Below are 22,689 nucleotides of genomic sequence, written 5' to 3' on the forward strand. Positions count from 1 at the left end.
GAAATGCATTTAGGTGCAGCGTCACGTGTTTTCACATCTGGGGTAGAGCTACTGGATGGCCTAGGGGGCTTACCGGCTTACCGAAGTCAACCAAACTCCGAATACAGGTGTGTGAGAGCGTGGCAGTGAGACGGCGGGGGGATAAGCTTCGTCGTCGAGAGGGAAACAGCCCAGAACACCAGCTAAGGCCCCTAAGTGTGTGCTGAGTGGAAGGATGTGGAGTCGCTGAGACAACCAGGAGTTGGCTTGAAGCAGCCATCCTTGAAGAGTGCGTAATAGCTCACTGGTCAAGTGGTTCTGCGCCGACAATGTAGCGGGGCTAAGCACACCGCCGAAGCTGTGTCATTCACACTTGTGATCGGCCCATACTCTTTGGGTGTGGGTCCAGTCGTGTGGATGGGTAGGGGAGCGTCCTGCATCCAGGGAAGCAGCCGGGTGACCGAGTTGTGGAGGGTGTGGGAGTGAGAATGCAGGCATGAGTAGCGAATGCAGAGTGAGAATCTCTGCCGCCGGATGACCAAGGGTTCCTGGGCCAGGTTGTTCCGCCCAGGGTAAGTCGGGACCTAAGGCGAGGCCGACAGGCGTAGTCGATGGACAACGGGTTGATATTCCCGTACCCGCGTGTGTGCGTCCCTGGCGAGGCAGGTGAGACTAACCACCCGCCCTGCGCGTTGCTCCTTCGGGAGTGTGTGTGGGGTGCGTGGGACCTGATCTTGTAGTAGCCAAGCGATGGGGTGACGCAGGAAGGTAGCCCCGCCAGTCAGTGGTGATACTGGTGTAAGCGTGTGGCCCGCCCGATAGGCAAATCCGTCGGGCTGATCTTCGAGATCGAGGGTGAGGCGTGATGCATAGCCGTTGTGGCGAAGTAGGGTGATCCTCTGCTGCCGAGAAAAGCCTCTAGCGAGTGCGCGCGTGGCCCGTACCCCAAACCGACACAGGTGGTCAGGTAGAGAATACCAAGGCGATCGGGTGAACTGTGGTTAAGGAACTCGGCAAATTGCCCCCGTAACTTCGGGAGAAGGGGGGCCAATGCACCTGAAGCTCTTTGCGGGCTAGGGTGGGTTGGCCGCAGAGACCAGCGGAAAGCGACTGTTTATTAAAAACACAGGTCCATGCGAAGACGTAAGTCGATGTATATGGACTGACGCCTGCCCGGTGCTGGAACGTTAAGAGGACCGGTTAACCCCTTTCGGGGGGTGAAGCTGAGAATTTAAGCGCCAGTAAACGGCGGTGGTAACTATAACCATCCTAAGGTAGCGAAATTCCTTGTCGGGTAAGTTCCGACCTGCACGAATGGCGTAACGACTTTCCGGCTGTCTCAACCACAGGCCCGGCGAAATTGCACTACGAGTAAAGATGCTCGTTTCGCGCGGCAGGACGGAAAGACCCCGGGACCTTTACTATAGCTTGGTATTGGTTTTCGGTTCGGCTTGTGTAGGATAGGTGGGAGACTGTGAAGCGGCCACGCCAGTGGTCGTGGAGTCGTCGTTGAAATACCACTCTGGCCGGATTGGGAATCTAACCTCGGACCGTGAGCCGGTTCAGGGACAGTGCCTGGTGGGTAGTTTAACTGGGGCGGTTGCCTCCTAAAGAGTAACGGAGGCGCCCAAAGGTTCCCTCAGCCTGGTTGGCAATCAGGTGTTGAGTGTAAGTGCACAAGGGAGCTTGACTGTGAGACCGACAGGTCGAGCAGGTACGAAAGTAGGGACTAGTGATCCGGCACCTCCTGGTGGAAGGGGTGTCGCTCAACGGATAAAAGGTACCCCGGGGATAACAGGCTGATCTTGCCCAAGAGTCCATATCGACGGCATGGTTTGGCACCTCGATGTCGGCTCGTCGCATCCTGGGGCCGGAGTAGGTCCCAAGGGTTGGGCTGTTCGCCCATTAAAGCGGCACGCGAGCTGGGTTTAGAACGTCGTGAGACAGTTCGGTCCCTATCCGCCGCGCGCGTTGGAGACTTGAGGAAGGCTGTCCCTAGTACGAGAGGACCGGGACGGACGAACCTCTGGTATGCCAGTTGTCACGCCAGTGGCATGGCTGGTTAGCTACGTTCGGAAGGGATAACCGCTGAAGGCATCTAAGCGGGAAGCCTGTTCCAAGATGAGGTCTCCCACCACCTTTGAGTGGGTAAGGCCCCCTAGAGACGATGGGGTTGATAGGCCAGACATGGAAGCGCAGTAATGTGTTTTTGAGTGGACTGGTACTAATCGGCCGAGGGCTTGACCTACAAAGATGCTACGCACCCACTCTGCAACTCTGAAACACCACACCCCGGAAACATGATCCTGGGTTGTTTCACAGTGTTTCGGTGGTTATAGCGGTGGGGACACGCCCGGTCCCATTCCGAACCCGGAAGCTAAGCCCACCAGCGCCGATGGTACTGCACTCGAAGGAGTGTGGGAGAGTAGGACACCGCCGAACAAAACTTGATAGAGAGGGAAAAAGGGGTCCTGGGAGGGCCGGTCGGTCGAGACACTGTTGTTGTCTCCCACCACACCCCCCACGACCCCTTTTCCCATTTGTGGGCCATTGCCGGGTCAGGACATCAGGCCCGCGGCTACCGTGGCGCCCAATTCCCAGCAGGATTCCAGGTCGTCCTTGCTTGGCGCACCGTGCACCACGACCGGTGCGGCGGCGCGGACCCAGCCCAAGCCCGTCGTGACGGTGTCGAGAGATTTCGTGGCGCCCTCCGTGCCCTGATTGCCGTGCACGTAGTAGCCGAAAGGCCGCTTGGTGGTCGAGTCGAGGCACGGGTAGTAGATCGTGTCGAAGAAGTGCTTCAACGCGCCGGACATGTAGCCCAGATTGGCTGGTGTGCCCAGCAGATAGGCGTCGGCGGCGAGCACGTCCGACGCCGTCGCGGACAACGCCGGCTCGCGGACGACCTCGACGCCGGTGATCTCGGGGTCGGTGGCGCCGGAGACGACGGCATCGAGCATGGCCGCGAGATGCGGGGACGGCGTGTGATGGACGATCAACAACCTGGCCACGGTAGTCGAGCGTGCCTGGCTGATTGTGGCGCCGCAAGCGCAGTGCTGTGGAGGTCACCGGACCATCACCGGTGTCCTCCACAGCGCGCTGGACAGAGCCGCTAGGACGAGAGCAGCGCGGCGACGTCCTCACGCAGCGCCGTGAGCTTCTCCATCGCGGCGTCCCGGGCGGTGGCGAGTCCTTCCGGACCCGGTGCCGGCGCGGTGACCTCCAGGTACGCCTTCACCTTCGGCTCCGTTCCGGACAACCTCACGATGACGCGGATCTGGTCGCCGGTGAGTTTCAGGGCGTCGGCTTCCCGCAGTTCCTCCGTCGTGACGGGTACGCCGGCGAGCGTGGTCGGCGGCGTGGTGCGCACCCGCTCCATCACCGCCGCGCGCTCGGCGAGGTCGGCGAACCGCGGCGCCACCTGGCCGGTCACGGAGACACCGTGCGTCGCCATGAGTTCGTCGAGCAGATCGAGCAGAGTACGGCCCTGGCTCTTGGCCTCGGCCGCGACATCGGCGGCGAAGACGGCGGCCGCGATACCGTCCTTGTCCTTCACGAAGTCCGGGTTGACGCAGAGCCCCAGCGCTTCCTCGTAGGCGTAGACGAGACCGTCGCCCGCCCGCATCAACCACTTGAACCCCGTCAGCGTGCGCGCGTGACGGGCGCCCCTCGCACGGGCGACCTCGGCGAGGAGAGACGACGACACGATCGTCGTGGCGACCAGCGGATCGCCATCGTCGGTGCGGGCCAGGAGCCGATCGCCGAGCAACACGCCGGCCTCGTCGCCCGTCACCATGCGCCACGAACCGTCCCGCTCCCGAGCGCCGACGGCGCAGCGGTCGGCGTCCGGATCGAGGGCGACAGCGAGGTCGGCGTCGATGTCCTCGGCCAGGTGCAACAGCAGGTCCGTGGCACCCGGTTCCTCGGGGTTGGGGAACGCCACGGTCGGAAAGCCGGGATCGGGCTCGGCCTGCGCTTCGACGAGGTGCACGTCGGAGAATCCCGCTCGGCGCAGCGCCTCGACGACGACGGGCCCCCCGACACCGTGCAAAGGTGTGACGGCGACCCGCAGCTCCTTCGCACCACTCGTGGCGAGCGTGGCGACGCGGTCCAGGTAGCCGTCGAGGACCTCGTCGTCGAGAGTGCGCGCACCCCGGCCACGCGGCACCGCGACCGCTGCGGGAGCCGACGCGATCTCCGCCTCGATCTCGGAGTCGGCCGGGGGGATGATCTGAATACCGGTGTGGTCGAACACCTTGTAGCCGTTGTCGGCCGGAGGGTTGTGCGACGCGGTGATCTGGATGCCGGCGCAGGCACCGAGACTCAGCGTGGCGTAGGCCAGCACCGGAGTGGGCAGCGGGCGCGGCAACACCCGCACGTCGAATCCGGCGGCGTCGAGGACCTCCGCCGCGGCCTCGGCGAACCGTTCGGACCCGTGGCGGGCGTCGCGGCCCACCACGACCGTGCCCCCGGGACTGCGTTTCGCCAGCCAGGCCGCGAGACCTGCCGTGGTACGGACGACGACCGCGGTGTTCATGCCGTTCGGTCCCGCTCGCACCGGGCCGCGGATTCCCGCGGTGCCGAAGGTGAGCGTGCCGGACATGCGATCGTCCAGTTCGGAGGTGGCGTCGGGATCTCCCGCCATCGCGCGTGCGAGCAGGTTCTGCAGCTCGGCACGCGAGTCGTCGTCGACGTCGTCGGCGATCCAGCGGAATGTCATGTCCCGGAGCTCGGGTGTGAGCCGGGGCGGTTTCTGCTGCATCACGTCATAGTGGCAAGGAGAGCGGCCCGGGGATCCAGCGACCCCCGGGCACGATCATCCGCGCCGTTCCCCGGCGAGTGCACAATGCAGTATTCATTGTGCAGAAATTGACAGCCATCTGGGGAAACAGCGCACTTCTTGTCATATTCCGCCAAGTGTTGCCGACCGTGGACAGTCTTGTTCGTGGACTGCACACGATCGGGTTATTGTCCAACCGTCAATCATTCGACAGATTTTCTGTCGGAGCGGGAATCGCCGCTCGAACTCACTACTCCAGGGACAGCAGGGCACTGCCGCCTGCGTGAAAGGACGAACGATGCTGCAACCGACGGAATTGTCGTGTTTCACCGACGTGCCGATCACGACGGGAGCCACGACCGGGAAATAACCTCGACTCAGGCGCGCGTGGCCAGTTCCCGCAGGAGTGTTCCCATTCGGGTCGCCGACGCCCGGCCGGCCTCGAGGACTTCCTCGTGGTTCAGCGGCTCGCCCGTGATGCCCGCGGCGAGGTTGGTGACCAGCGACAGCCCGAAGACCTCGACACCTTCGGCGCGGGCGGCGATGGCTTCGAGCACCGTCGACATGCCCACGAGATCGGCGCCGAGCGTGCGGAGCATGCGGATCTCCGCGGGAGTCTCGTAGTGCGGACCCGGCAGACCCGCGTACACGCCCTCGGCCAGGGTCGGGTCGATCTCCTTGGCCACCGCGCGCAGGCGGTGCGAGTACAGGTCGACCAGGTCGACGAAGTTCGCTCCCGTGATCGGTGAGGTCGCGGTCAGGTTGAGGTGGTCGGAGATGACGACCGGCTGGCCGACCTGGAAGCCGTCGCGCAACCCGCCGGCGGCGTTGGTCAGCAACACGGTGCGCACCCCCGCCGCGGCAGCCGTGCGCACGCTGTGGACGACGCGGGCCACGCCCTTGCCCTCGTAGAGGTGGGTCCGGCCGAGAAGGACGAGGACCCGCTTGTCGCCGATCGTGACGGCGCGCGCCGTGCTGCCGTGTCCGACCGCGCGGGGCTTCTCGAACCCGGGCAGTTCGCCGAGCGGGATCTCCGCCTCCGGCTCGCCGATCACGTCGGCGGCGGGGCGCCAACCCGAGCCGAGGACGACGGCGACGTCGAAGGCGTCGACACCTGCGCGGTCGGTCAGGACGGATGCCGTGGCGGCGGCGAGATCACGGGGTTGCGTGTCGCTGCTGGAGTTCACGATCGTGCAGCTTAGGGCCTGCTGAACGCCTCCTGGTCAACCGGATGAGCAGGGGGCGAGGAAGGCACGCTCGCCGTGGGCCGGAGGGCTCGGACGGTGCCCAGCGCGGTGGCGATGACGAGCCCGCCGAGTGCTGTGAGGGTCAGGCCGTCCGGCGCGATCAGGGGCTGGCCACGCAGCGCCTGCCAGGTGACCAACGCCAGTGCACCCGCGTAGGCGAGCCCCGCCACGATCACCAGTCGCCCCCGCACCGCGTCGTCGCGCAGGCGTGCGTACCGGCGGGACAGCAGGACGAGGATCACGACGACCAGCGGGAGCGCCTGGAGCGCGTGCATGCCGACGAAGTGCGGGATGCGAAGGTCGCCGCCGACCGTGCTCCACCCGGTGAGGGGCAGGCCCGGGCCGCCGTCGGGAACGCCGACGCTGTGCGCGCCGATGAGTCCGTCGAAGGCGTCGGTGCCCAGAGTCGCGGCCTGATGCGGGGTGGGAACGACCATGAGCCCACCGAGGGCCAGCCCGATCAGGGACAGGACCGCGCCGAACCGCACGCCCCACCGGTTCGCCGCGTCGTCGATCCGGGTGCGGAGGAGGAACAGCGTCAGCACCAGCGTGCCCGTCCACAGTGCGGTGATGGAGACGCCCATGACGCTGAACAATGCTTCGTCCAGTGGGGTGGCGACGTTGAAGTGGCTGCGGGTGCCGCGGGCGGCCTGCAGCGTGATGACCGCGTACTCGACGAGGATCACGACCACGACGAGTGTCGAGATGGTGTGGACCAGGCGCCGGCGAGTGCGCAGGAGCGACACGAGCCAGGCCCAGCTGAAGGCGTAGACCGTGAAGGAGACGGCGAACTTGAACGGTTTGAGCCAGGCCGGTGCGCCCGCGACGAGCCGGTCGTCCACCAGGAGGCCGACGGCCGAGGCGACACTCATCACGAGCATCAGGCCGGCGCACGCGAGCATCGGGCGGTGCCAGGTGTGGTCAGGTCTCATGGTCCCACCAGTTTCAGATAGTAGATAGCGTCACTTTCCATCATGGGAAGTTAAACTATCCATACGAGGATGTCCACGGAGAAGGTGACAACGCATGCGAATGGCCGAGCTCAGCAGCACGACGGGGGTCCCGGTCGCGACCGTCAAGTACTACCTACGCGAGGGACTGCTGCATCCCGGCGAGCGCACGAGCCCCAACCAGGCGCGCTACGACGACAGCCACGTCCGACGGCTCCGTCTCGTGCGTGCACTGCTCGATGTCGGGGGCCTGTCGATCTCGGCCGTCAAGAACGTCCTCGCGGCGGTCGACGCACCGGAGACGTCGGTGCACGACGTGCTCGGGGTGACCCAGCACGGACTGCCGCTCGCCCGCGCCGACGCGGTGGACGTCCAGGCGCGGGCGTGGGCGCAGGCGAGGGTCGAGGAGCTGCTCGACCAACGGGGCTGGGGATGTGATCCGGCGCTGGTGGAGTCGTTGGTCGGCCTGCTCGCGACGCTGCACACGCTGGGACACGCCGACATCGCGTCCGTCCTCGACGCCTACGCCGACGCCGCGCAGGTCGTCGCCGAGGCCGACCTGGGCCACGTCGCCGCGCTGCCGAACACGGAGTCGATCGTGGAAGGTGCGGTGGTCGGCACGGTGATCGGCGACGCGCTGCTGGTCACGCTGCGCAGGATGGCCCACACCGCGGTGTCGGCGAGGTTGTTCGCGGAGCCGGAGGGGCGTGAGGGGGTCAGCCGGCCAGAATCCGGGTGAGGGCGAACCCCAGCACGGCCGTGAGCACGAACAGCACGGCGGCCACCGTCAGCAGGACGGCCCGGCGATCGGCGACCGTGCCCGCCAGGTCGGTGAGCAGGTCGAGGTGACGGCGGGGGAGTCGGCTGAACAGTCCCGCGGGCGACTTCGTGCCACCCGACGAGCGGGGCGCGGACCGGGCCGGAGGAGCGCTCGCGGGTGTCGCCGACGGTCGGTCGGTCGAGAACGGCAGCGGACCCGGGTCGGCGGCGAGCGCGCCGTCGGCCTCCACCTCCCCGTCCGGTTCCGCCGGAAGCGCCGGAACACGCGGGATCACCCTCGTGGCGCTGGCGTCGTCGCGCACCCGGCCGACGTCGCTCTCGGCGAAGAGCTCCGGAGGGAACAGCAGGTGCCGGGGTTCGGCGAGCAGCGGATACAGCCTTCGCCGTACCTCGGCCAGTGACATGCGCTCGGACGGCTTCTTCATCATCAGCCCGCGGATCACCGGCGCCAGGGGACCGGGGGAGGGGCGGGGCACGTCACCCTGGACGACGCTCACGACGGTCTCCAGCGGGTCGCCGTCGGCGTCGTAGGGTGGCCGTCCCTCGGTGGCCGCGAACAGCGTCGCACCCAGTCCCCACAGGTCGGCGGTGTACGTGACGGGGCCGCCGGTGGCCACTTCAGGCGCGATGAACGCCGGGGAACCGAGCATCATCCCCGTGTGCGTCATGGTCGCCTCGGAGACGTTGCGCGCGATGCCGAAGTCGGTGAGCTTGATGCGGCCGTCGTCGGCGACGAGCACGTTGCCCGGTTTGACGTCGCGGTGGGTGATGCCCGCGGCGTGGGCCGCCTCCAGCGCCGCGGCCACGGCCTCGCCGACCGCCGCCGCCTGCGCGACCGTCAACCTGCCCGCCTGTCGCACGAGCCCGGCGAGGCTCCGCGAGGGCAGCAGCTCCATGACCACGTACGGATCGTCGTGCTCCCTGACGACGTCGTGCAGGATGACGACGTTCGGGTGGGACAGCACGGCGATCGCTCTCGCCTCGCGCAGCGTCCGTTCTCGGAGCTCGGTGACGCGGGCGGGAGGCACCCCGTGCGGCATGCGGACCTCCTTCACGGCCACGGGCCGGTGAAGGAACTCGTCGTAGGCGGACCACACGGTGCCCATGGACCCGGAGCCGAGCACGGAGCGCAGCCGGTATCGGCCGGCCACCAGACGTCGGTCGTCAGTCGGAGCGGACACGTGGTCCATTGTCACCGAACGGCGCCGCGCGAGACGGCCGGACCGCCGGAGCGGACGGCGGAAAGCGAGAGATCGAGGTCACAAGCCGCCCCGGAGGCACACGCCTAGGATGCTGCTATGAGCAAGGGGGTAGCGCAGACGGGTGATCTTGCGCTCGCGGCCGAGTTCGAGGCACCGAGCCGCCGGCAGTGGGAACGACTGGTCGACAAGGTGCTCGAACGCATGGGCTCCAGTCGCGACCGGCTGGTGACGACCACCGACGACGGCATCGAGATCCAACCCCTCTACACCGCCGACGACCGGGCGCCGTCCGCCGGAGTCCCCGGTATGCCCCCGTTCGTGCGGGGAGCCCGCCCGGAGGGCCACGTGGTCGCGGGGTGGGACGTGCGTGCCCGGCACGAGGCCGGGGACGGCGGGGATCCCGCTGCGCTCAACGACGCCGTGCTCGTCGACCTCGACGGCGGTGTCACCTCGCTGTGGCTGTGCGTGGGTGAGGGCGGTCTGCCGGTCGACTCCCTCGCGGACGCGTTGCGTGACGTGCGACTGGACCTCGCGCCGGTGGTCCTCGACGCGGGTGCGGAGTACGAACGGGCCGCTGAGGCCTTGCTCGCCCTGCACGCGGAACAGGGAGTGCCCGACGCCGAGGTGGCGGGCAACCTCGGTGCCGACCCGATCGGGTTGCGCGCCCGGACCGGCCGGGAGTTCGACGTCGCGGGAGCCGTGGCCCTCACGACCCGGCTCGACGGCCGCCACCCGCGGCTCGCGACCGTCGTCGCCGACGGGCTGCCCTACCACGAGGCCGGGTCGTCCGACGCCCAGGAGATCGGTGCGGCGACCGCGTCGGCGGTGGCGTATCTGCGGGCGATGACCGAGGCGGGACTCGACGTGGCCGAGGCCGCCTCGCGCATCGAGTTCCGGTTGGCGGCCACCACCGACCAGTTCGGCACGATCGCGAAGTTCCGCGCGGCACGCCGAGTGTGGGCACGCGTCGTGGAGGTGTGTGGTGCCCCGGACGTCGCCATGCGGCAGCACGCCGTCACCTCGCCCGCGATGATGACGCGCCGCGACCCCTCGGTGAACCTGCTGCGCACCACGGTCGCCTGCTTCGCGGCGGGCGTGGGCGGCGCCGACGCGGTCACCGTGCTGCCGTTCGACCACGCCCTCGGGCTGCCCGACCGGTTCTCCCGGCGGCTCGCCCGCAACACGCAGGCCATCCTCCTGGAGGAGAGCAAGCTCGCCGCGGTGATCGACCCGGCGGGCGGCTCCTGGTACGTCGAGAACCGCACCGATGCGCTCGCCCGCAGGGCGTGGGACGAGTTCACGGCCATCGAGAAGGCGGGCGGCATCGAGGCCGAGCTCGCCTCCGGTGCGCTGGGGGAGCGCATCGCGCGCACCTGGCAGGCGCGGTCGCGCCGGATCGCCACGCGCCGCGACGCGATCACGGGCGTCAGCGAGTTCCCGCTGCTGGAGGAGAAGGACTTCGACCGCGCCCCGCGCCCCACGGTGCGGGCGAACGGCGGTCTGCCGCGCGTCCGCTACGCACAGGGCTACGAGCGTCTGCGTGACCGCTCTGACGCGCACCTCGCCGAACACGGCAGCAGGCCGAAGGTCTTCCTGGCCACCCTCGGCCCACTGTCGGAGCACACCGCCAGGGCCACGTTCGCGGCGAACCTCTTCCTGGCCGGGGGCATCGAGCCGGTGAACCCGGAGCTCGGTGACCCCACCACGGAGGAGCTCGTCGACGCGTTCCGGGCCTGCGGCACACCGGTGGCCTGCGTGTGCGGCACCGACGCCGCCTACGCCGAGAAGGCCGCCGAGGTGGCGGAGGCCCTGCGGGCGGCCGGAGCCACCACGGTGCTCGTCGCGGGCAGGCCCGGCGAATCCGATCCCGACAGCGCCATCAGCGGGTACGTCCACCGGGGCTGCGACGCGCTGGCCGTCCTCACCGACACGCTCGACACCCTGGGAGTCGCGTCATGAGCATTCCCGACTTCAGCGGCATCGACCTGGGCGCGCCGCCCGCCGGCTCCGCGGACGCGGGCCGAGGAGCGTGGACCGACGCCGTGCGGGCCGCCACGGGCAAGGACGTCGACGCGCTGACGTGGGAGACGCCGGAAGGCATCGGGGTCAAGCCGCTGTACACGGCCGAGGACCTCGCCGACGTCGATTTCCTGCACACCTATCCCGGCATCGCGCCCTACCTGCGTGGCCCGTACCCCACGATGTACACCACGCAGCCGTGGACGATCCGCCAGTACGCGGGGTTCTCCACGGCGGGCGAGTCCAACGCCTTCTACCGGCGCAACCTCGCCGCGGGGCAGAAGGGCCTGTCGGTGGCGTTCGACCTCGCCACCCACCGCGGCTACGACTCCGACCACCCCAGGGTGGCCGGTGACGTCGGCATGGCGGGCGTGGCGATCGACTCGATCTACGACATGCGCCAGCTGTTCGACGGCATTCCGCTCGACCGCATGAGCGTGTCGATGACGATGAACGGCGCCGTGCTGCCCGTGCTGGCGTTGTACGTCGTCGCGGCCGAGGAACAGGGGGTGCGGCCCGAGCAGCTCGCGGGGACCATCCAGAACGACATCCTCAAGGAGTTCATGGTCCGCAACACCTACATCTACCCTCCGCAGCCGTCGATGCGGATCATCTCCGACATCTTCGCGTTCACCTCGCGGCACATGCCGAAGTTCAACTCGATCTCGATCTCCGGCTACCACATGCAGGAAGCCGGCGCGACGGCCGACCTGGAGCTCGCGTACACGCTCGCCGACGGCGTCGAGTACATCCGGGCCGGGCTGGACGCGGGACTCGACATCGACGCGTTCGCGCCTCGGCTGTCGTTCTTCTGGGCGATCGGCATGAACTTCTTCATGGAGGTCGCGAAGCTGCGGGCGGCGAGGCTGTTGTGGGCCAAGCTCGTGAAGCAGTTCGAGCCGGGCAACCCGAAGTCGTTGAGCCTGCGCACGCACTCCCAGACCTCCGGGTGGTCGCTCACGGCCCAGGACGTCTACAACAACGTGGTGCGCACCTGCGTCGAGGCGATGGCCGCCACGCAGGGACACACGCAGTCGTTGCACACCAACGCCCTCGACGAGGCGCTCGCGTTGCCCACCGACACCAGCGCCCGCATCGCGCGCAACACCCAGCTGCTGCTGCAGCAGGAGTCCGGCACCACCGACGTCATCGACCCGTGGGGCGGCAGCGCCTACGTCGAGCGGCTCACCCACGAGCTGGCGCGGCGCGCGTGGGCCCACATCGAGGAGGTCGAGGCGGCGGGCGGGATGGCGCGCGCCATCGACGCGGGCATCCCGAAGCTCCGCATCGAGGAGGCCGCGGCCCGCACGCAGGCCCGCATCGACTCGGGCAGGCAGCCGGTGATCGGCGTCAACAAGTACCGCGTCGGTGCCGAGGACGACACCGAACTCGACGTCCTGAAGATCGACAACGCGGAGGTGCGGGCACAGCAGCTGGAGAAGCTGCGCACACTCCGAGACGAGCGCGACGAGTCCGCCACCCAGGACGCGCTGCGCAGGCTCACGGCGGGAGCGGAGGGCGACGGCAACCTGCTGGAGCTCGCCATCGACGCCGCCAGGGCCAAGGCCACGGTCGGCGAGATCTCCGAGGCCCTGGAGAAGATCTGGGGCAGGCATTCCGGCCAGATCCGTACCATCTCCGGTGTGTACCGCGAGGAGGTCGGCAGGACGTCGGGTGTGGAGGCCGCTCGGCAGCGCGTCGAGACCTTCGCCGTGGCCGAGGGCAGGCGCCCGCGGATCCTCGTGGCCAAGATGGGGCAGGACGGGCACGACCGTGGTCAGAAGGTGATCGCCTCCGCGTTCGCCGACCTCGGTTTCGACGTCGACGTCGGCCCGCTGTTCTCGACCCCGGCCGAGGTCGCGCGGCAGGCCGTCGAGGCCGACGTGCACATCGTCGGGGTGTCGTCGCTGGCGGCGGGACACCTCTCGCTCGTCCCGGCGTTGCGCGAGGAGCTGGAAGAGCTCGGTCGCGACGACATCATGATCGTGTGCGGCGGCGTCATCCCACCGCAGGACTACGACGCGCTGCGCGAGGCCGGTGCCGCCGCGATCTTCGGACCCGGCACGGTGATCGCCGACTCGGCGGTGACCCTGCTGGACGAGCTCGAGGCACGGCACGCGTAGACATGGCACGCATCCTCGACGTCTCCGCGTACGCCAAGGGCGTCCTCGACGGCGACCGCGGCATCCTCGCCAGGGCGATCACGCTGGTCGAATCGCAGCGCGCCGACCATCGGGAACGCGCGCAGGAGCTGCTCGTCGAGCTGCTGCCGCACGCCGGAAGGGCCACCCGGGTGGGCATCACCGGCGTGCCCGGAGTCGGCAAGTCGACCTTCATCGACCAGCTCGGCACCCAGCTCACCGCCGCGGGACACCGGGTGGCCGTCCTCGCGGTCGACCCCTCCTCCACCCGCACCGGCGGCAGCATCCTCGGCGACAAGACCCGCATGGCGCGGCTGGCCGTCGACCCGGCGGCGTTCATCCGGCCGTCGCCCACCTCCGGCACGCTCGGCGGCGTGGCCAGGGCGACCCGCGAGACCATCGTGCTGATGGAGGCCGCGGGCTACGACGTCGTGCTGGTCGAGACCGTCGGCGTCGGCCAGTCGGAGGTCACCGTCGCGGGAATGGTCGACTCCTTCCTGTTCCTCACCCTGGCCCGCACGGGCGACCAGCTCCAGGGAATCAAGAAGGGCGTGCTCGAACTCGCCGACGTCATCGCCGTCAACAAGGCCGACGGTGACCACGAGCGGGAGGCGCGTCGCGCGGCGCGGGAGCTCTCCGGTGCGCTGCGCATGATCTACGGCCCGGACGCGGAGTGGACGCCCCCCGTGCTGACGTGCAGCGGGCTGACCGGGGCCGGACTCGACACCGTGTGGCAGCAACTCGGGCGGCACCGGGCCCACCTGGCCGAGTCGGGCGAGCTGGAGGCCAAGCGCCAGCGCCAGCAGGTCGACTGGACCTGGGCCATGGTCCGCGACCAGCTGCTCGACCGGCTGGTGCAGCATCCCGACGTCCGCGCGATCGTCGACGACGTCGAGCGCGACGTGCGCGAGGGACGCAGTACGGCCACACTCGCGGCCGAGCGCATTCTGCGGGCGTTCGGCGTCGACTCCCGGCGTGGGGGCTGACGCGCCGCCGCTTTCCACGGCAGACTGTGGTCGTGCGTGTTCTCACGGTACTGCTGGGTGTACTCACCGTCGTCCTCATGACGTCCCTGGCCGCTCCCGCGCGCGAGGCGCGGGCTGCCACCGTCGACCCGTCCTCCGGCGCCGCGCTCGCGCAGATGCAAGCGCAGGATTCCGACACGGAGGACGCGGGTGACACGGAGTCGTCCCGCTCGTCGGAGGACGGACCGGCGCTCGATCCCCAGACGGAGGCCGACGCGGCCAAGAACCGGAGCAAGATCGTGGTGGGGATCATCGCCGCGGCGTTGCTCGGCATCGTGGTGTGGGGACGCTACGTGCGGGCCAAGCGGGCCAAGAGCGGGTAGCGAGCTCTACAGCGAGACCGAACGATCCGTCACCGTTTAGCGCAAACGGGCTACCTTCTGTCTCCCCATTAGGACATCCGGGTTACGCATACGCTGGTTGGTGTCAGACTGAGAGCAAATGCGTACGGCAACGATGGACCAGCGGACGACGGAGGAGAGTCACGATGTGTGACCTCGGCGCGCTGGTCGCGTGCGGAGGTGCGGCGTGACCGTTCTCGACTCGCGACCCGACCTGCCGGGCGATTCCGGCCCGGATGCGTCGGTCGAAGCCCTGCTCGCCGCGTCGGGTGCGGCCACCATCGGTGATGTGGGACAGGGACGTGGCCCCGACTGGCTCGACGCGTGGCTCGCCGAGCGCACGACGGACGTCGTGGCGTGGCGTCGGCACATCCACGCCCACCCCGAACTGGCGCGGCGCGAGTACGGAACCACCGAGATGGTCACCAAGCTGCTCACCTCCGCCGGGCTGCGGCCGAGGGTGCTGCCCGGCGGCACCGGCGTCGTGTGCGACGTCGGCACCGGATCGCGGTGCGTCGCCCTGCGCGCCGACCTGGACGCCCTCCCGCTGACGGAGGCGACCGGGTTGCCCTTCGCCTCCACGGTGGACGGCGTGGCGCACGCCTGCGGCCACGACGTGCACACCACCGTGCTGCTCGGTGCAGGGCTCGCGCTCGCCACCGCGGCGGAGCTGCCCGGGCGCGTCCGGCTCATCTTCCAGCCGGCCGAGGAGGTCATGCCCGGTGGCGCGCTCGACGCCATCGACGCGGGCGTGCTCGACGGCGTGGAACGCATTTTCGGCCTGCACTGCGACCCGCGGCTGCCCGTCGGCAGTGTCGGCACCCGGATCGGCGCGTTGACGTCCGCGGCCGACCTGGTGGAGCTCACCCTGTCGTCGCCGGGCGGGCACACCTCCCGGCCGCACCTGACCGCCGACCTGGTGCACGGCCTCGGCACCGTGATCACGTCGCTGCCCGCCGTGTTGTCGCGTCGCGTGGACCCGCGGTCGGGCACCGTGCTGGTGTGGGGCGCCGTGCACGCCGGTGAGGCGGCCAACGCCGTGCCGCAGGAGGGCCTGCTGCGCGGCACGCTGCGGACCGCCGACCACGAGACCTGGACCATGCTGGAGCCGCTGGTCGAGTCGTCGGTGAAGGCGCTGCTCGCGCCCACCGGCGTGGGATATGAACTGCACTACCGGCGCGGCGTCCCACCCGTGGTGAGCGAACCCGAGAGCACGAGCCTCCTGCGCGCGGGCGTCGAGGCGGCGTTGGGGGCCGACGCGCTCGTCGGTACCGAGCAGTCGTCGGGTGGCGAGGACTTCGGTTGGTACCTCGAGCACGTGCCCGGGGCGTTCGCGCGGCTCGGTGTGTGGTCCGGTGAGGGACCCATGCGTGACCTGCACCAGCCGACGTTCGAGGCCGACGAACGCGCGCTGCTCACCGGCATCCGGACCATGGTCCACACCGCCCTGGCGGCGCTGGCCTCCTGACCCACCCCAACATCGTGTCCGCGGTCTGCGTACGCGTGTCTGCGCCGTGCGGCGCGAACACGTGTTCCTGGGGCGCGGACACGAGTTGTCCACAGGTTTGAGATTTGTCCACAGGTTGTGGACAACCGGTGGCGTCTTGTTTTGTGCGCGTCGAACCTGGGGCTATGTCGCAGCTCTGGGCCGGGCGCAGCGCCGTACTGCGGCGCGACGCCGTGGCGAACATGGGAGAACGGGCCGTGCGGGTGGCGTTGAACCTCGGCATGTTGACGCAACCGTGGCGGGGCGTCGTGGTGCGGACCGCCGACCTCGCCAAGCTCCGCACCCGCGCGGAGGCGGCAGTGCTGTCCGTCCGCCGTCCCGTCGTGGTGTCCGGGCCCACGGCGTTGGCGCTGCACGGCTGCGCCGCGGTGGGGGAGACGGGCCCGGTACACGTCACGGTGCCGTATTCGAGGTCGGCACGGTCGCGGCCGGGACTGGTGATGCACCAGAACCGGTACGAACCGGACGACGTCGTCGACGTCGAAGGCCTTCCCGTGTTCGCGCTCGACCTCGCGGTGGCCGAACAGCTCTGCGACGGTGATCGACGGAAAGCGTTCGGGAGTCTCGACGAGGTGTTGCGCCGGCACACCGACTCCGAGGCCTTCCGCGCGTCGGTACGCGGACGGCTCGCCGCCCGCGACGACCGGCGCGGCGTGGCGAAGGCGCTCATGCTCACCGACCTCGCCACCGGGCGTGCCGACTCACCGCCGGAGAGTTCGCTCCTGCTCGTCGTGGTGGAGGCGGGGCTGCCGATCCCCGAGGTGCAGTATCCGGTGCACACGATCGACGGGCGGCTGCTCTACGTCCTCGACCTGGCGTGGGAGTCGTGGCGGATCGCTCTCGAATACGACGGGTACGACGCGCACGAGGGCCGTGCCGCCTACGACGCCGAACGGGACCGGCGGCTGGCCGGGCGTGGGTGGCAGGTCGTCCGGGCGACGGCACAGGATCTCCGTGATCCGTCGCGGGTGCTGGGGGAGCTGAAGCGAGCCTTCGCCGACCGCTCGTGTTAGGCCGCGTCCGCGGGCTGCGCACGCGTGTTCGCGTCGCACGCCGCGGACACGCGTGCGTGAGGTGCGGACACGCGTGCGTGAGGTGCGGACACGCGTGCGTGAGGTGCGGACACGCGTACGGGCCTGGATCAGGGGCCTATGCGTTTACAGGGGCGGGTGCGGAGATCGTCGACGTAGTCGGCGGGGGCGCCCGCCGCTTCGGCGGCGTCGGCCAGGACGCCGAGATAGCGCGCCGAGGGCAGCCCGCCCTCGTAGGCGTCGAGGACGTAGAGCCAGGCCAGCACGGACCCGTCCATGGTCTGCACCCGCAGCCTGATCTTGTTGTGCAGCCCGAGCTCGCCACCCTCCCACTGGTCGAGCGTCGCCTCGTCCTGCGGCGTGACGTCGTAGAGCACGACGAAGACCCGCGACCCGGGGTCCTCCACGATCGTGGCGAGCGCACCTTCCCAGTTCAGGTCTTCGCCGCCGAAGGTGAGCCGCCAGCCTTCCAGCCAGCCGGTGCCCGCCATCGGCGAGTGCGGGGCTCGCTGCGTCATCTGGGCGGGATCCATGTTGGACCCGTATGCGGCGTAGAGGGGCACGCTTCCAGGGTAGCGACCACTCCGTCACCCGAGCGGATGCACTCGGCGTGTCCCCACATACAGTTGGGATGGCAGCGCCGTGTCGAGGAGGGAACGAAGTTGACCAAAATCGTGATCATGGGTGGCGGGCCCGCCGGTTACGAGGCGGCACTGGTCGCCGCGCAACACGACGCGGACGTCACCGTGGTCGAGCGGGATGGTCTCGGCGGCGCGTGCGTCCTCTACGACTGTGTTCCCTCGAAGACGTTCATCGCCTCGTCCGGCGCGCGGGCGAGCCTGCAGAGCTTCCCCGAGCTGGGCATCTCGGTCGACCCGCCGAGCGTCGACCTGCCGAGCGTGCACGGCCGGGTGCGGGGACTCGCGCTCGCGCAGTCGGCCGACATCCGGGCGCGCGTGCAGCGGGAGGGCGTCCGGGTGGTCACCGGTACGGCGCGGTTCCGGGACACGGAGCCGGGCCTCGCGACGCACAAGGTCGGCGTGACCGACTCGGAGACCGGTGAGGAGGAGCTCCTCGACGCCGACGTGGTGCTGGTGGCCACGGGCGCGACGCCGCGGGTGCTGCCGGGTGCGGTGCCGGACGGTGAGCGTATCCTCGACTGGCGTCAGCTCTACAGCCTGCCGGAGCTGCCCGAGCATCTCGCCGTGGTCGGCTCGGGGGTCACCGGCGCGGAGTTCGCCTCCGCGTACACCGAGATGGGCGTCAAGGTCACCGTCGTGTCGAGCCGTGACCGGGTGCTGCCGCACGAGGACGCCGACGCCGCCGCGGTGCTGGAGGAGGTCTTCTCGAAGCGCGGCACCACCGTGGTCAAGCACGCGAGGGCCGACCGGGTCGAGCGCACCGCCGACGGCGTCGTCGTGCACCTCACCGACGGCAGGCAGATCGAGGCCAGCCACGCGCTCATGACCGTCGGTTCGGTGCCCAACACCACCGACATCGGGTTGGAGCGTGTGGGCATCGAGCCCGGCCCCGGTGGTTTCATCAACGTCGACCGCGTCTCGCGGACCAGCGCACCGGGCGTCTACGCGGCGGGTGACTGCACGGGCGTGCTCATGCTCGCCTCGGTCGCGAGCATGCAGGGCCGGATCGCGATGTGGCACGCCCTCGGCGAGGGGGTGGCGCCGATCCGGTTGCGCACGGTCGCGGCCAACGTGTTCACCCACCCCGAGATCGCCACGGTGGGCGTGAGCCAGCAGGCGATCGACTCCGGGGAGGTCCCGGCCCGCACGATCATGCTGCCGCTGTCGACGAACGCCCGCGCCAAGATGGAGGGCGTGCGGCACGGCTTCGTCAAGCTGTTCTGCCGTCCCGCGACGGGTGTCGTGGTGGGCGGTGTCGTGGTGGGCCCGAACGCCAGCGAGCTGATCCTGCCGATCGCGCTGGCCGTGCAGAACCAGCTCACGGTCGACAACCTCGCGCTGACGTTCTCGGTGTACCCGTCGCTGTCCGGGTCGGTCACCGAGGCGGGCCGTCAGCTGATGAGGCACGACGACTTGGACTGACCCGGACTGACCTGGACTGACCTGGCTGGCGTCGCGCGACGGTCGGACCGTTTTGCGGGCGGTTCGCGTCGGTCGCATGCTGGACGGGTCGGTGGATTCACCGGCCCTCCAGCCGTGTCCGAGGAGCGAGCGATGACTGTCCGCGACACCGCCTATCCCGACGGAACGCCCTGCTGGATCGACCTGATGGTGCCGGATCCGCGCCGGGCGATGGACTTCTACGGCGCTCTGTTCGGTTGGGACTTCGCCGACCAGGGGGACGAGGCGGGCAACTACCTGTTGTGCTCCGTGGACGGACATCTGGTGTCGGGGCTCGGCGCGAGCGCGCCCCGGCAGGAGGCGCCCACGGTCTGGACCACCTATCTGGCCACGTCCGATGTGGATGCGTCGGCCGCGGCCGTCACGGACGCGGGCGGGCGGGTGCTCACGGGGCCGTTGGACGTGCTCACGGAGGGCCGGATGGCGATCGCCTCCGATCCCACGGGCGCGGTGTTCGGCCTGTGGCAGGCGGGCCGCACCATCGGGGCACAGCTGACGGGCACGCCGTCGGCGTTGGTCTGGAACGAGTGCCTGACGCGGGACTTCGACGTGGCCCGCGCGCTTTACGAACGCGTGTTCGGCCTCGGCACGCAGCTCATGGAGGACGAGGACGTCCCTTACGCGACGTTGCGGGTGGGCGACCGCATCGTCGGGGGGATCGGCCGCCTGCCCGACGACGTGCCCGCCGACGTGCCGCCGCACTGGATGACGTACTTCGGCGTCACCGACACCGACGCGACGGTGACGCGGGTGACCGAGCTGGGCGGCAGCGTGGTGTCGCCGCCGACCGACAGCCCGTACGGCCGGATGGCCGCGGTCGCCGACAACCAGGGCGTGGCGTTCTCGGTGATCACGGTGTCCGCGGAGCCGGACCCGGAGCGTCGCTGACGAACGGCCGAGGCCGTGCCCACCACTCGGCGGGACACGGCCTCGGTGACGTCGGTCGGATGCGCCTCACCCGCCGTCCTCGACCCAGTCGAAGGTCCGGGTGACGGCCTTCTTCCAGTTGCGGAACTCGTGTTCGCGCCGTTCCTCGTCCATGTTCGGCTCCCAGCGCTTGTCCTCCGCCCAGTTCTCGCGGATGTCGTCCTCGCTCTCCCAGAAGCCGACGGCGAGGCCCGCGGCGTAGGCGGCGCCGAGAGCGGTGGTCTCGTTGACCTTCGGCCGGATCACCGACACGCCCAGGATGTCGGCCTGGAACTGCATGAGCAGGTCGTTGACGACCATGCCGCCGTCCACTTTGAGGGTCTTCAGCGGAACACCGGAGTCGGCGTTCATGGCCTCGATCACTTCGCGGCTCTGGAACGCCGTCGCTTCGAGCACCGCACGAGCGAGGTGTCCCTTGTTGACGAACCGGGTCAGGCCGACGAGGACGCCCCGGGCGTCGGAGCGCCAGTACGGCGCGAACAGGCCGGAGAACGCGGGCACGATGTACGCGCCGCCGTTGTCGTCCACTGTGCGCGCGTGCTGCTCGATCTCGGCCGCGGAGCCGATCATCTTGAGGTTGTCGCGCAACCACTGCACCAGCGACCCTGTGACCGCGATGGAGCCTTCCAACGCGTACACGGTGTCGTTCGTTCCGATCTTGTAGCAGACGGTGGTGAGGAGGCCGTTCTGCGACATGACCTTCTCGGTACCGGTGTTGAGCAGGACGAAGTTGCCGGTGCCGTAGGTGTTCTTCGCCTCGCCGACGGACAGGCAGGCCTGCCCGAAGGTCGCGGCCTGCTGGTCGCCGAGGATGCCCGCGATGGGCACGCCACCGAGCGCTCCGCGTTCGCGGGTGACGCCGTACTTCTCGGACGACGAGCGGATCTCCGGCAGCATGGACATGGGGATGCCCATGTCGGCCGCGATGTCCTCGTTCCAGGACAGCGTGTCGAGGTCCATCAGCAGGGTGCGGGACGCGTTGGTGGGGTCGGTGACGTGGATACCGCCGTCGATGCCGCCGGTCATGTTCCACAGCACCCAGGTGTCCATGTTGCCGAACAGCAGGTCGCCGTTCTCGGCCCGTTCGCGGGCACCCTCCACGTTGTCCAGAATCCACTTGATCTTGGGTCCGGAGAAGTACGTGGCGAGCGGCAGGCCGGTGCGGTCGCGGTAACGTTCCTGCCCGCCGCCGAGCGCGCCCAGCTCGTTGATGATGCGGTCGGTGCGGGTGTCCTGCCAGACGATGGCGTTGTAGACGGGTTTGCCGGTCTTGCGGTCCCACACGAGCGTGGTCTCGCGTTGGTTGGTGATGCCCACCGCGGCGATGTCGCCGGCGGTCAGGTCGGCGTTGGCGAGCGCCCCGGCGGCGGTGGCCCTCGTGTTCGCCCAGATCTCCTCGGCGTCGTGCTCGACCCAGCCCGCCTTGGGGAAGATCTGCTCGTGTTCCCGCTGATCGACCGCGACCACCTGGCCGGAGTGGTCGAAGATCATGGTGCGCGTCGACGTGGTGCCCTGGTCGATCGCGGCGACGTACGAAGACATCGGTGTCCTTTCCTCGCGTGGAGCGCCGGTCACTCGGCCGACTTGCGTGTCTCGGTCTCGTCGGTGGGCTCGGGGACACGGCCCGGTGGCGGGGCCTCGACGTCGCCGGCGAAGCTCTCCCTGGCCTTCAGCACCTGGCCGATGAACAGGTCGTAGACGAGGATGCCGACGACACCACCGACGAGTGGCCCGAGGATCGGGATCCACCAGTAGTTGCTGAACCAGTCACCGTTGCCCGGGAACGCCGCTTCACCCCATCCCGCGAAGTACGCCAGCAGGCGGGGCCCGAAGTCACGGGCCGGGTTGATGGCGTATCCGGCGTTGGTACCGAAGCTCAGGCCGATCGCCGTCACGACGAAGCCGATGGCCCACGGACCGAAGTTGCTCTGTGGCGCCTGGTTACGACTGTCGATCAGGGACGCGATGGCCAGCACGAGGATGGCCGTGCCGACGATCTGGTCGAAGAACGGTCCCCACCAACCTCCGCCGAAGTACTCGGCCGGGAAGGTGGCGAAGATGGAGAAACTCGGTACCGAATCGGATCTCTGGGCGAACCCTTCCGCCGCGTTGAAGGCGTTGATCGCGTCGGCGTACACCCAGTACACGATGGCCGCACCGGCGAACGCCCCGAGGACCTGCGCCACCCAGTAGGGCACGACCTTGACCCAGGGGAACTTGCGTCGCACGGCGAACGCGAGCGTCACGGCGGGGTTGATGTGCGCCCCGCTCACTCCGCCCGCGACGTACACGGCGAACGTCACCGCGAGACCCCAGCCGAACGCGATGATCAGCCAGTTGCCCGGGCCGAAGGCGTCCATCTGGCGCCCGGACCCGGGTAGACCGGCGAGTGCGACCGCGACCGAGCCACACCCCAGCAAGATGAGTATCGCCGTGCCCAGGAATTCGGCCAGTAACTCCCCGCCGGTGGTCGACCGGAGTCTGGACAGGCCGCTGGACCGGTGACTGGTGTCCTTCACACTCATGCCACACCTCCGCCTTCAGCCGGGACGTCGTTATCCCTTGACCACATCGTGCTCCGCACGTACCGGCCGGACAACATCTGAACGGCGCAGTCGCACTGGTTCTGATTGCCCCTGATTGCCCACACCGGAACGT

17 protein-coding genes, 1 rRNA gene and 3 other annotated features are annotated in these 22,689 nt (G+C 69.0%); of the genes, 10 read left to right on the forward strand and 8 right to left on the reverse strand.

Features of this window, described 5'->3' with window-relative positions:
- Positions 1–464: a sequence feature (23S ribosomal RNA rRNA prediction is too short), on the forward strand.
- An 11-nt stretch (positions 465–475) separates the two neighbouring features.
- Positions 476–1,341 (forward strand) — a sequence feature (23S ribosomal RNA rRNA prediction is too short).
- A gap of 2 nt (positions 1,342–1,343) precedes the next feature.
- Positions 1,344–2,215: a sequence feature (23S ribosomal RNA rRNA prediction is too short), on the forward strand.
- 89 nt (positions 2,216–2,304) lie between these two features.
- Positions 2,305–2,421 (forward strand): 5S ribosomal RNA (rrf, locus tag SACAZDRAFT_RS16370).
- A 116-nt stretch (positions 2,422–2,537) separates the two neighbouring features.
- On the opposite strand, the gene SACAZDRAFT_RS16375 is transcribed toward rrf, so the two are convergent.
- The 4 genes from SACAZDRAFT_RS16375 to SACAZDRAFT_RS16390 form a co-directional block, all read right to left on the reverse strand.
- Positions 2,538–2,990, reverse strand: a complete 453-nt coding sequence (locus SACAZDRAFT_RS16375; protein WP_005443537.1) for a flavodoxin family protein — start codon at positions 2,988–2,990, stop codon at positions 2,538–2,540.
- A gap of 101 nt (positions 2,991–3,091) precedes the next feature.
- Complete coding sequence (locus SACAZDRAFT_RS16380; protein ID WP_005443538.1) at positions 3,092–4,741, reverse strand: phospho-sugar mutase; 1,650 nt, start codon at positions 4,739–4,741, stop codon at positions 3,092–3,094.
- A gap of 395 nt (positions 4,742–5,136) precedes the next feature.
- Complete coding sequence (locus SACAZDRAFT_RS16385) at positions 5,137–5,946, reverse strand: purine-nucleoside phosphorylase (RefSeq protein WP_005443539.1); 810 nt, start codon at positions 5,944–5,946, stop codon at positions 5,137–5,139.
- 11 nt (positions 5,947–5,957) lie between these two features.
- A complete protein-coding gene (locus SACAZDRAFT_RS16390) occupies positions 5,958–6,938 on the reverse strand; it encodes a hypothetical protein (protein WP_005443540.1) in 981 nt (326 codons plus the stop codon).
- Between the two features lie 94 nt (positions 6,939–7,032).
- On the opposite strand from SACAZDRAFT_RS16390, the gene SACAZDRAFT_RS16395 reads away from it, so the two are divergent.
- On the forward strand, positions 7,033–7,695 hold the full coding sequence (locus SACAZDRAFT_RS16395) for a MerR family transcriptional regulator (RefSeq protein WP_005443541.1): 663 nt from the start codon (positions 7,033–7,035) through the stop codon (positions 7,693–7,695).
- Here SACAZDRAFT_RS16395 and SACAZDRAFT_RS16400 read toward each other — a convergent pair.
- Complete coding sequence (locus SACAZDRAFT_RS16400) at positions 7,673–8,926, reverse strand: serine/threonine-protein kinase (RefSeq protein WP_005443543.1); 1,254 nt, start codon at positions 8,924–8,926, stop codon at positions 7,673–7,675. The two genes, SACAZDRAFT_RS16395 and SACAZDRAFT_RS16400, sit on opposite strands and share 23 nt — an antisense overlap.
- Positions 8,927–9,034: 108 nt before the next feature.
- On the opposite strand from SACAZDRAFT_RS16400, the gene SACAZDRAFT_RS16405 reads away from it, so the two are divergent.
- The 6 genes from SACAZDRAFT_RS16405 to SACAZDRAFT_RS16430 all read left to right on the forward strand — a co-directional run bounded on the left by SACAZDRAFT_RS16405 (position 9,035) and on the right by SACAZDRAFT_RS16430 (position 16,984).
- Positions 9,035–10,897 (forward strand): methylmalonyl-CoA mutase family protein, encoded by a 1,863-nt coding sequence (locus tag SACAZDRAFT_RS16405; RefSeq protein WP_005443545.1) that lies wholly within the window; start codon positions 9,035–9,037, stop codon positions 10,895–10,897.
- Positions 10,894–13,080 carry a methylmalonyl-CoA mutase gene (gene scpA / locus SACAZDRAFT_RS16410; RefSeq protein WP_005443546.1) on the forward strand — a complete coding sequence of 729 codons (2,187 nt, stop codon included), beginning with the start codon at positions 10,894–10,896 and terminating at the stop codon, positions 13,078–13,080. Before SACAZDRAFT_RS16405 ends, scpA begins: the two co-directional genes overlap by 4 nt.
- A gap of 2 nt (positions 13,081–13,082) precedes the next feature.
- Positions 13,083–14,084 (forward strand): methylmalonyl Co-A mutase-associated GTPase MeaB, encoded by a 1,002-nt coding sequence (gene meaB / locus SACAZDRAFT_RS16415; protein ID WP_005443548.1) that lies wholly within the window; start codon positions 13,083–13,085, stop codon positions 14,082–14,084.
- A 26-nt stretch (positions 14,085–14,110) separates the two neighbouring features.
- Positions 14,111–14,446 (forward strand): hypothetical protein, encoded by a 336-nt coding sequence (locus SACAZDRAFT_RS16420; protein ID WP_040927797.1) that lies wholly within the window; start codon positions 14,111–14,113, stop codon positions 14,444–14,446.
- A gap of 205 nt (positions 14,447–14,651) precedes the next feature.
- Positions 14,652–15,932, forward strand: coding sequence for an amidohydrolase (locus tag SACAZDRAFT_RS16425; RefSeq protein ID WP_005443553.1), 1,281 nt, complete (start codon positions 14,652–14,654; stop codon positions 15,930–15,932).
- A 164-nt stretch (positions 15,933–16,096) separates the two neighbouring features.
- The gene (locus SACAZDRAFT_RS16430) at positions 16,097–16,984 is read left to right on the forward strand and encodes a DUF559 domain-containing protein (protein ID WP_005443554.1); all 888 of its coding nucleotides are present in this window, start codon (positions 16,097–16,099) and stop codon (positions 16,982–16,984) included.
- A 128-nt stretch (positions 16,985–17,112) separates the two neighbouring features.
- On the opposite strand, the gene SACAZDRAFT_RS16435 is transcribed toward SACAZDRAFT_RS16430, so the two are convergent.
- The gene (locus SACAZDRAFT_RS16435; RefSeq protein WP_005443555.1) at positions 17,113–17,565 is read right to left on the reverse strand and encodes a gamma-glutamylcyclotransferase; all 453 of its coding nucleotides are present in this window, start codon (positions 17,563–17,565) and stop codon (positions 17,113–17,115) included.
- A gap of 99 nt (positions 17,566–17,664) precedes the next feature.
- Between SACAZDRAFT_RS16435 and SACAZDRAFT_RS16440 the strand changes: the two genes are divergently transcribed.
- On the forward strand, positions 17,665–19,065 hold the full coding sequence (locus SACAZDRAFT_RS16440) for an NAD(P)H-quinone dehydrogenase (RefSeq protein ID WP_005443557.1): 1,401 nt from the start codon (positions 17,665–17,667) through the stop codon (positions 19,063–19,065).
- A gap of 132 nt (positions 19,066–19,197) precedes the next feature.
- A complete protein-coding gene (locus tag SACAZDRAFT_RS16445; RefSeq protein WP_005443558.1) occupies positions 19,198–19,992 on the forward strand; it encodes a VOC family protein in 795 nt (264 codons plus the stop codon).
- Positions 19,993–20,058: 66 nt separating this feature from the next.
- Here SACAZDRAFT_RS16445 and glpK read toward each other — a convergent pair whose 3' ends face one another.
- Together glpK and SACAZDRAFT_RS16455 are read right to left on the reverse strand one after the other, a co-directional pair.
- Complete coding sequence (gene glpK / locus SACAZDRAFT_RS16450) at positions 20,059–21,573, reverse strand: glycerol kinase GlpK (protein ID WP_005443559.1); 1,515 nt, start codon at positions 21,571–21,573, stop codon at positions 20,059–20,061.
- Positions 21,574–21,602: 29 nt separating this feature from the next.
- Positions 21,603–22,556: an MIP/aquaporin family protein gene (locus SACAZDRAFT_RS16455; protein ID WP_005443560.1), complete on the reverse strand. Its 954-nt coding sequence runs from the start codon at positions 22,554–22,556 to the stop codon at positions 21,603–21,605.
- Between the last annotated feature and the right edge of the window lie 133 nt (positions 22,557–22,689).

This window comes from Saccharomonospora azurea NA-128 (genome assembly GCF_000231055.2).
In the GTDB taxonomy this organism is placed as follows: domain Bacteria; phylum Actinomycetota; class Actinomycetes; order Mycobacteriales; family Pseudonocardiaceae; genus Saccharomonospora; species Saccharomonospora azurea.

Excerpts from the sequence above, each read along its gene's own strand:
- SACAZDRAFT_RS16380 (WP_005443538.1), bottom strand. The coding sequence starts at position 4,741 with ATGCAGCAGAAACCGCCCCGGCTCACACCCGAGCTCCGGGACATGACA.
- SACAZDRAFT_RS16390 (WP_005443540.1), bottom strand. The coding sequence starts at position 6,938 with ATGAGACCTGACCACACCTGGCACCGCCCGATGCTCGCGTGCGCCGGC.
- SACAZDRAFT_RS16395 (WP_005443541.1), top strand. The coding sequence starts at position 7,033 with ATGCGAATGGCCGAGCTCAGCAGCACGACGGGGGTCCCGGTCGCGACC.
- SACAZDRAFT_RS16400 (WP_005443543.1), bottom strand. The coding sequence starts at position 8,926 with ATGGACCACGTGTCCGCTCCGACTGACGACCGACGTCTGGTGGCCGGC.
- SACAZDRAFT_RS16405 (WP_005443545.1), top strand. The coding sequence starts at position 9,035 with ATGAGCAAGGGGGTAGCGCAGACGGGTGATCTTGCGCTCGCGGCCGAG.
- scpA (WP_005443546.1), top strand. The coding sequence starts at position 10,894 with ATGAGCATTCCCGACTTCAGCGGCATCGACCTGGGCGCGCCGCCCGCC.
- meaB (WP_005443548.1), top strand. The coding sequence starts at position 13,083 with ATGGCACGCATCCTCGACGTCTCCGCGTACGCCAAGGGCGTCCTCGAC.
- SACAZDRAFT_RS16430 (WP_005443554.1), top strand. The coding sequence starts at position 16,097 with ATGTCGCAGCTCTGGGCCGGGCGCAGCGCCGTACTGCGGCGCGACGCC.
- SACAZDRAFT_RS16445 (WP_005443558.1), top strand. The coding sequence starts at position 19,198 with ATGACTGTCCGCGACACCGCCTATCCCGACGGAACGCCCTGCTGGATC.
- glpK (WP_005443559.1), bottom strand. The coding sequence starts at position 21,573 with ATGTCTTCGTACGTCGCCGCGATCGACCAGGGCACCACGTCGACGCGC.
- SACAZDRAFT_RS16455 (WP_005443560.1), bottom strand. The coding sequence starts at position 22,556 with ATGAGTGTGAAGGACACCAGTCACCGGTCCAGCGGCCTGTCCAGACTC.